7 protein-coding genes are annotated in these 8,059 nt (G+C 68.4%); 3 read left to right on the plus strand and 4 right to left on the minus strand.

Annotated elements, in window-relative coordinates:
- The first annotated feature begins 547 nt into the window (after nucleotides 1–547).
- Both AB0M28_RS31395 and AB0M28_RS31400 read left to right on the plus strand, forming a co-directional pair.
- Nucleotides 548–1,012, plus strand: coding sequence for a hypothetical protein (locus tag AB0M28_RS31395; protein ID WP_365412541.1), 465 nt, complete (start codon nucleotides 548–550; stop codon nucleotides 1,010–1,012).
- Between the two features lie 31 nt (nucleotides 1,013–1,043).
- Nucleotides 1,044–1,397, plus strand: a complete 354-nt coding sequence (locus tag AB0M28_RS31400; RefSeq protein ID WP_365412542.1) for a hypothetical protein — start codon at nucleotides 1,044–1,046, stop codon at nucleotides 1,395–1,397.
- A gap of 188 nt (nucleotides 1,398–1,585) precedes the next feature.
- Here the strand turns inward: AB0M28_RS31400 and AB0M28_RS31405 are convergent, their stop codons facing one another.
- Complete coding sequence (locus AB0M28_RS31405) at nucleotides 1,586–2,422, minus strand: transposase family protein (protein WP_365412544.1); 837 nt, start codon at nucleotides 2,420–2,422, stop codon at nucleotides 1,586–1,588.
- 665 nt (nucleotides 2,423–3,087) lie between these two features.
- Here AB0M28_RS31405 and AB0M28_RS31410 point away from each other — a divergent pair.
- Nucleotides 3,088–3,246, plus strand: a complete 159-nt coding sequence (locus AB0M28_RS31410; protein ID WP_365412545.1) for a hypothetical protein — start codon at nucleotides 3,088–3,090, stop codon at nucleotides 3,244–3,246.
- Between the two features lie 330 nt (nucleotides 3,247–3,576).
- Here the strand turns inward: AB0M28_RS31410 and AB0M28_RS31415 are convergent, their stop codons facing one another.
- The 3 genes from AB0M28_RS31415 to AB0M28_RS31425 form a co-directional block, all read right to left on the minus strand.
- Entirely contained in the window at nucleotides 3,577–4,308 is a 732-nt protein-coding gene (locus AB0M28_RS31415) for a hypothetical protein (RefSeq protein WP_365412546.1), read from the minus strand.
- A 311-nt stretch (nucleotides 4,309–4,619) separates the two neighbouring features.
- Nucleotides 4,620–7,028 (minus strand): Helicase associated domain protein, encoded by a 2,409-nt coding sequence (locus AB0M28_RS31420; RefSeq protein WP_365412548.1) that lies wholly within the window; start codon nucleotides 7,026–7,028, stop codon nucleotides 4,620–4,622.
- On the minus strand, nucleotides 7,028–7,252 hold the full coding sequence (locus AB0M28_RS31425; protein ID WP_365412549.1) for a hypothetical protein: 225 nt from the start codon (nucleotides 7,250–7,252) through the stop codon (nucleotides 7,028–7,030). The genes AB0M28_RS31420 and AB0M28_RS31425 overlap by 1 nt, the downstream gene beginning before the upstream one ends.
- Nucleotides 7,253–8,059: the final 807 nt, after the last annotated feature.

The following is an 8,059-nucleotide window of genomic DNA, read 5'->3' on the forward strand; positions in this document are numbered from 1 at the left end:
CCTGCCAGGCCGCGTGTTGGCGTTGCCGGCCAGCCACCGTCCAGTGTCCAAGGCGCGGACGGTGACGCCGGGCAGGAGCTCGCGCCCGGATGGCCCCGTCCTCCACCAGGCGGCGTACTGCGGCGTAGTGACGCTGCCAGTCCGCCGGCCACCCCGGATTCCAGTCCGGGTCGACCTGGCGCAGCCTGTCTCCCACTCGGGGTGTCGCCTGAACGCGCCGGGGCGGCGCAATTCGACAGCCACTGCACCTGGAGTTGGCCTCCCTCCTACTGCCCGCAGGGCACGAGTGCATTCCCCTGTGGCGGGATCTGGTGGAGTCCTCGTGCGGGGCTCCTGGGATGTCAGTGGCGGCTGTTAGCTTCCCGGTGCGGCGTCGGAGGTGGGATCTCCGGGTGTGATTGCCGGGTGTCGGCCTCGTGGCGCTGCGGCGATGGGAGCTCGGTCCAGCAGCGGAACACCCCCTTTTCAGGAGGAGCTTGATGAGACGCATGTCGCTCTACCGGATCGTCCGGACGGCCGCTGTCACAGCGGCCACGGCGCGATGACCATGGCACTCGCAGTGGTGCCCATGTCAGGCACGGCGCAGGCCCACCCCGCAGTGTCGGGCACGCTGAGCTTCAGCGGCGAGCCGGGGGAGTTCGTATCGGGCGGCCAGACGCACCAGTACACCGCAGACACGGCCGAGTTCTTCGACGTTCAGGGGTCCATCGACGAGAGCGGATTGTTTGCGTCTGTGCGGCCTGGCGACGGCAAGCTCTGGTCTTTGCAGCTAGAGGCACCGGATGGCGAGCCGCTGGTCTCCGGAGCTACCTACACCGGGGCGTCGCGGTGGCCCTATGCGCAGCCCGAGGACCCGGAGCTGGCGTTCGGCGAGCGCGACCGATGGTGTGACACCGGAACGGGTTCCTTCACGATCTCCCACATCTCGTTCGGCCCCCTACGGCTACATCCGCGAACTCGACGCCACCTTCGAGCAGTACTGCAACGGCTCCACGCTGCCGCTTCGCGGTGAGATCCACGCCCGTACTGCCGAGCCGCCGGTCGTGCTCGCCCTCGAGCTCACCACGAACGCCACTGCCCCGGTGGACCATCACAGCGGCGTGGTCACCGTGGGCGGCACTATCACCTGCACCAAGGCTGCGTCGGTGACCGTGCGGGGCCATGTGATCCAGTACCAGAAGCACGCGGAGACCGGCGGGACGTACACCACGTCCGTCGCCTGCACACCGGGCGCTCCAGTGGCCTGGTCCGCCCAGGTGGAAAGCGGTGAACCCGGCATCCCGTTCGAGCCCGGCGCCGCCACGCTCCGCAGTCGGGCCACGGCGACGGACCTGGACTATCCCGCCACTGCCGACACCGGCCAGCAGAACACCGAGATCACACTGATCAAGTCCTGACCCAAGACTGGGCCCGGCCTTGCGCAGGCCGGGCCCACACCCGCATGACGCGCACGGAGAACACTCGCCGACTGCACCAGCTCCAGACAAGCCCGAGGTCGGCGAGTTGCTGCAGCTGTACGGCCGTGAGCTTGGCGCGGCGGGTCTTGGTGCTGGACAGGAAGACGCCCAGCTTCACCTGAGGGTTTTCAGCGTTGCCTCTCCAGGGTGAGGATGGCGGCCGTGATCGAGCTGAGGCGTGTGGGGCTGCACCTGGCTCGTCGGAAGATTCGCCAGGACTTCAGGCGGGCGACTCCACGTTCGACGGGTGCGCGGGCGGCGGACAGGGCTCGGTTGATGGTCTCCTCGGTGGGCGTGAGCTCGCCGTTCGGCGCACGGCGTTTGGCGGTGGTGACCCAGCTGCCGGCGCCGATGCAGGCCATGTCGGCCAGGAGCGGGACGCCCTGGCGCTCGCAGATTCGGATGATCTTGTGGGTGCGGGCGGCCGTCAGGTCGTGGGTGCGACCGGGCAGGGCGGGCGAGAGCCACAGGATCCGGCCTGTCGGGTCCGTGACGACCTGCACGTTCACCCCGTGCCGGCGATGCTTCGACGAGTAGTCCACCTGCCCGTCGCCGACCCGGTCGCACTCGGCGAGGGTGCCGTCCACCAGGGCGAAGTCCGGGTCCGTCTCGCGCAGGACCCTCAGCAGACCCGGCGCCTTGTCCGCCAGATGCGCCACCACGGTGCCCACGTAGGCGTGTGCGGTGCCGACGGACACCTCAAGCGCGGCGAGGGCCTCAGGCTCCGCACGACGTGTACTCCACAGCCGATCGACCGCGCTCTGCAGAACAAAGTGGTAGTCCCTGGCCGAGCCCGGAAGCTCCAGCGCCTCCCAGACACGGGCGATCAGCTCAGCGCCGCGCGCGTCGAAGGGCACGTGCCGGCTGGCCGGTGTCGCAGACGTACTCCCCTCGGCGGTCGGCCACATTGGCGAGCCATACGACTCGTCCGGACGAATTCCTGCGCCCGGCAGCGTCTCCCGCATGACATCCGGGCTCCCGGCAAAAGCAAGGCCAGGGATAGCCGCCATGCGCTCAAACCACGCCCCCACGTCCCCCCTTCACGCAAAGAGGCTTCACCCTCACCTACAGCGAAGTCGCCCCACCCGCCTCCTGCGGTGCTTCATTGTCGCAGCCACACACTCTCTGCACCCCGAAAGCGGATATGTACCCCGTTCTCCATCACCCGCCCCAGCGGGCTGCTGCCAGCCAAAGAACGGGAACCAGACGCCCTTGCCGCCCACCCGACCTCGTGCCCTGGGTCGGGAATTCCGCTTCATATGCCTCTCGGCCAGCTGCACCAGGGACGGTGCAGGCCCTGGACGGTTTCGGGTCAACCCGATTTTCCAGGTGGTCTGAGCAGGGACGAACGACGTATCTGCGTTTCACGACGGTGAACACGTCAGTCTGAACGGGCGCCGATCAAGCTGGCCTTGAGAGCGTCGGCGAGGGAACCTTGAGGCATCGACGGCGGGATACGCCTCGTGCCAACCCCTTCCCGAATCACCCGGGTTGGGTGCCTCACCCCTACCTTCCTGGAGCTGTTCATGTCCGCCCTCCCCCTGCCCACCGACAGCCCCGAACCGCCGGCGTTCTGCGCCAGCCACCTCCCTGCCCGCACCCAGCCGAGTCGGCTGGGATCCCCGAGGCCGTGATCATCGTCGTGGTCGTCCTGGCATCGGCCGGACTGGCCGCCGGAAACAGGCCCGTCCCGGCCGCGCTGGTCGTGGTGGCCGCCGCAGTGGCCGACCTGATCACCGGCCGCCGCTCCAGCGACGTTGCCAAGCCCTCCCGCCGCCGCAGCCGGTGACGATGGGCCGCCCCACCAAACCTCTCGCCGCCGGCATCAGCCCCAGGCTGCGGGCCCTGGCCGCTTACCTGCGCCTGCTCAAGGACGAGACCCGTACCACCTACGCCACATTGTCCGAGCGCACCGGCCCACCGAACGCGCCCGGGTATCGCGGAGCCTCCACCCTCAGCCAGGTCGCCCGCGGCACCGACTTGCCCCCGCTCGAGACCGTCCTCGCTTACGCCCGCCCTGCCGGACATCGCTGCTGTCGCCGCTCGCCTCCGACTTCGCGCCTCGCGCCGGAGATCACCACCTGCCAGGCGGTCCGTGCGGTGAACGGGGACGCAGGTGTCAGCCTTCGCTGGCGTAGCTCTCGAACCAGTGGGTGTCGAAGTAGCGGGCGGTGGAGAACGGGTGCTGGGGGTTGGTGAGCAGGTGGTAGACGAACTCGGCGGTGCTCCCGTGGAACCGCTGCCAGGAGTCGGGGACGTCTTCTTTCGCGAGGATGGGCCACTGGTCGGGGTCCGGGTCTTGGGTGAGCCAGTAGAACTGGTCGGCTTGCTCGGAGCCCGCCCACTCCAGCAGCCCTCCCGGAGCCGGGTACACCACGTACGGCTCCCACAGCCTGTTGCCGTGCGTCCGGGCGAACGCGCCCAGCCACTCGGTGTGCCGGACGATGTCATCGCTTTCGGAGCCGGTGTCGGGCAGGAGGAGCTGGAGGTAGCCGTCGAATGCGCCGTGCCCGAACAACTCGGCAAGCCGCTTGTAGTCCCTGGGCAGCACGGTGCCGATCCGTGCCTCCACCGCCGCCCAGTCGACCGTACGGACACGCGTCGTGTCCCACCCGGTGACGGCGACGACACGGTCCACCCAGGACGCCGGCTCCGTCAGGCCTGCCGTCGGGTCCTCCCGCTGCGCGACCAGCACCACCGTCCGTTCGCCGTGGTCGGTGCGGGTGATGCCGCAGCCGATCCACCGGCCCCCGTACGCCCAGGCGCGCATCTCCACGATCCGCTCGCCGAACGGGGCCAGGAGCGCAAGCCCGGTCCGGCCGGTGACGCTCGGATCGGTGTACCCGTCCATGGCGAGGTTGCGGGCCTGCCCGTATCGTCCGCTCAGCGACTCCCGGAGCGTGGGGAAATTGACTTCATCCGAAGGCGCCAGGCACGTATGCCCTACAGAGTGTCCTGCTTCGCCGCACGCCAGATCGCCGGTGTCCGGACACACTAGGCGGTGGACGGCCGTGAGGAGTTCTCCCTGTTCGTCCATGGCAGGTATTGAAGCGGATCCGACCGACAGCGATGCCGGATCTGAGGGTCTGCCCACGTAGCCTGCTTGCCACGAGACCAGTGCCGACCCCCCTCTCAGCACAGACCACCCGCCGCGGCCTCAACTCAGACAGCGGCCCACTGCAGTCCGAGGTTGGCGAGTTGCTGCAGCTGTACGGCCGTGAGTTTGGCGCGGCGGGTCTTGGTGTTGGACAGGAAGACGCCCAACTTGACCTGATGTTCCTGGCCGTCAGCCGTGACGGGCTCTACGTGGGCCCTGGGGACGGTTACGGAGCCGGTGCGTGCCTTGTACTGCGTCAGTGCCGTCAGGCCCCGTTCGAAGGCGGCTGTGCCGCCTCTGGCGGGCTTCGCGGGTGCCGGGGGCGCCTCGGACAGCGGCTCGATGCCGAGCCGGCCGAGGCGTTCGCGTTGTCCGTCGACCAGCTGCTGCCACACGGCCGGCTGGCGCTGTTTGGCCAGCCACTTCCCGACGTCCATCCCGTGGACCGTCACTCCGGGCAGGACCTGCTCCCAGCCGTCGGCGCCGTGTTCGTCGCGCAGGAGTTCGCGTACCGCGGCGTAGTGGCGCTGCCAGTCGGGAGGCCACGCCGGGTTCCAGTCCTCGTCGACCTCGCGCAGCGCTTCTTCCCATTCGGGATGCCCCTCCAGCGCTCCGGGCCTGCGCAGGTTCGACAGCCACTGGCCCACCTGCCGGTCCAACACCGTGGCGGTGCGCGGTGCGCACAGGGTCCAGTGCTCCGCGTAGTAGGCGCGGGCGGCTTCGAGGTTCTCCTGGAATCGTGCATCCGTCTCGGACCAGACCATGCCGAGCTGCTCGAGCCGACGGGCGCGGACGCTGCTCATCTCCCCGGCCCCGAAGGCGCGCCGCTGTTCCGCCACCCACTGCCCTAGGGGGGTTGCGCCTTCCTTGTGTCCGTAGGGCACCCTCGCGCTCCCGACCCGCTCGACGTAGCGCTTCAGCGCGGCCCAGCCGCGGGCCCAGTCCTGCCGTTCGGTGTCGATGACGTTGAAGGAGATCCAGTCGGCGATCATGACGGGGTCGCGGCGGGCGGCGAACCGCAGCAGCAGCCGGCCCTCCTCCTCACCTTCCTCCGGCGGGGTCCCGATCCACTGCGACGGCTCGACGACTGCCTTCTGCGGCTCCTGCGGGATCGCCAGCAGCTCCACCGCCTCCTCATCGTGCGCCCTCAACCCCTGCAGGACTTTGACCAGGGGCTTGTAGGAGGCGGAGGTGAACATGTCCTCCGGCTTCTCATCCCGCCCGAGGAAGATCGGCACAATCAAACTCGCGAGCTTGCCCTGCCCGGGCTGTTGCCGCAGCGCCCGGCCGATGGCCTGGACGATGTCGTGCGGCGCCCCCTTCGGGTCGAACAGAGCCACACTGTCCACCGCCCGAATATCAACCCCTTCGCCCAAAATGCGGCAATTCGACAGCACTGCCAGCCGCGCCGTCGCCCCGAACCCACCCAACACCCGCTGCCGGCGCTCCGCCTCGTGCTCCCCGCACAGCCAGTCCGCCCAGATCCGAGCCGGATACACGTCCGGCTGATCGGCGTGCAGCTTCGCCGCGACCCCCTCAAGCCCCTCAGCGTGCGCCTGGGCCTCCATGGTCCGGTGGTGGAAGGTGATGCACGTCTTCAGCCCGTGCTCGACCATCGTCCGCAGCAACGCCGCCTGCAACGCGGCAAGCCGCTCCCCGCGGACCTCCTCACCCCGACGCCCCTCACCCATCAGCCGCTCGGGGGTGACGCGGTCGTCGCGGAGCTCTACCACGACGATCTGGTACCGCGCCAAGAGCCCCCGCGAGATCGCCGACGCCAACGACAGCTTGTACAGCACCGGCCCGAAGATCGTCTCGTCATCCATCGACGCGGCCAATTCCCCCGGCAACGGATCCCGCGACCCCTTCCGCACCTCCCACGAGGCCGGCCGCTCCTGCCAGATCCGCGGCGTCGCCGTCAGGTACAACCGCCGCACGGCCGGGATGATCGCCTGATTGTGGATGTCCGCCCACGCCTTGCCGAGCGAACCGGACGTCCGGTGCGCCTCATCCACGACCGCGAGGTCGACGGGCGCCAGCTGCTGCCCGTAGGCACCCTCGAAGGCCTCTGCGAGGACCGGCAGCGACGCGTAGGTGGCGTAGATGGTCACCGGCCCCTGGCCGTGCCACAGCGCCAGATGGACCGGGTTCGTGGTGACCCGCACCCGCAGGTTCCACAGATCCGGATCATCGGTGAGGGAGCACACCGCCACCGCTGGCCCCCGATGCCCGAACTCCGCCCACGCCTTCACCGTCTGGGCCAGCAGGTCCAGCGTCGGTACCACCACCAGCACCCTGCCGTGCGGCACCAGCCGCTTCGCGGCCGCCGCGGCGATGATGGTTTTCCCCGTGCCACACGCGGCGTGCACCTGCCCCCGCAGGCCACCCCCAGGCACGCCATCCGGCGGGACGTCAAAACCCCGCACGATGCCAGCTACAGCCTCAACCTGGTGATCACGCAGCCGGATCGCCATCAGCGCCCACCCTCTCCCAACTCGTGCTCCCACCAGCCGAACGAGTTAGCCTCCTGCTCCGCCCGCTCGTATGCAGCGTCGTACTTGTCATCGCCGTACGGCGAGGACACCAGGTCCCGCACCACGGCGGCGTACTTCCACACAACCTCGGAGCCGGGAAGCTGGGAGACCCGGCCGTCCAGCAGCACAGCACTCACCGCGTGCGGGCACGCCAGCTGCAGCACCGGAAGCTCGATGAACGTAGGGGCATCCCCCGTCGGCTGGTCCTCGAGGACCTCGCACCGCCATCCGCTCTGAGGATCCCATTCCAGGGTTAACCCGAGCGGCCACTCGGCAGCGTTCACGTTCGGGGAGCTGGCGTACCAATTCCATCTGGCCCGGCACAGACCGCTGTGTAGAGCCACCCGCTCAACCGAGAACGATGCAGCGTCATAGAAACCAGAGCGAGAGATTTCGGCATCGACCGCCAACACATATTTCCTGCATAACCGAAGAAGACGGAGCACGATTTTCCCTCCAAGGTCACTTCGGCGGAGACGCCAACTCCAAGTAGCAGGATGAGGGGGCGTCTATTAACTACAAACTCTACACATAATGAACTGTTGATGCATCACTCCGGCGGTGGCTTCACGCGAGCGAGTGCAAGTTTGACCGGATCCACTCGTTATGCCGACTTGACGGTGTAAGATGACGTGACGTCACCAAGCTTTGCGGGGACGAGAGACGTCCGAAGACGACGCGACAAGCTCCACCGGGGTACGCGGCCGGCACCCCGTCCCACCGAGCGTCATCGTGTCCTTCGGTACAGGGGTGGTGGCTATCAACTCCAGTGCCTACACTTGCCACAGCGTGATGCACCCACCCCTAGCCCGCCCCAGATTCCCCGCTTGCGGGGAATCCCTCAATTCGCGCTTGCGCGAATTGACGTCTTGTCAGATTCCGCTTGCGGAATCTGAATGCCCCGCTTGCGGGGCATCGCGGCGGCGACCTTGTCGGCCCGGCGGACACCGCGTTCGCGCAGATACGACCCC

The sequence above is a fragment of the Streptomyces sp. NPDC051940 genome, from assembly GCF_040680895.1.
In the GTDB taxonomy this organism is placed as follows: domain Bacteria; phylum Actinomycetota; class Actinomycetes; order Streptomycetales; family Streptomycetaceae; genus Streptomyces.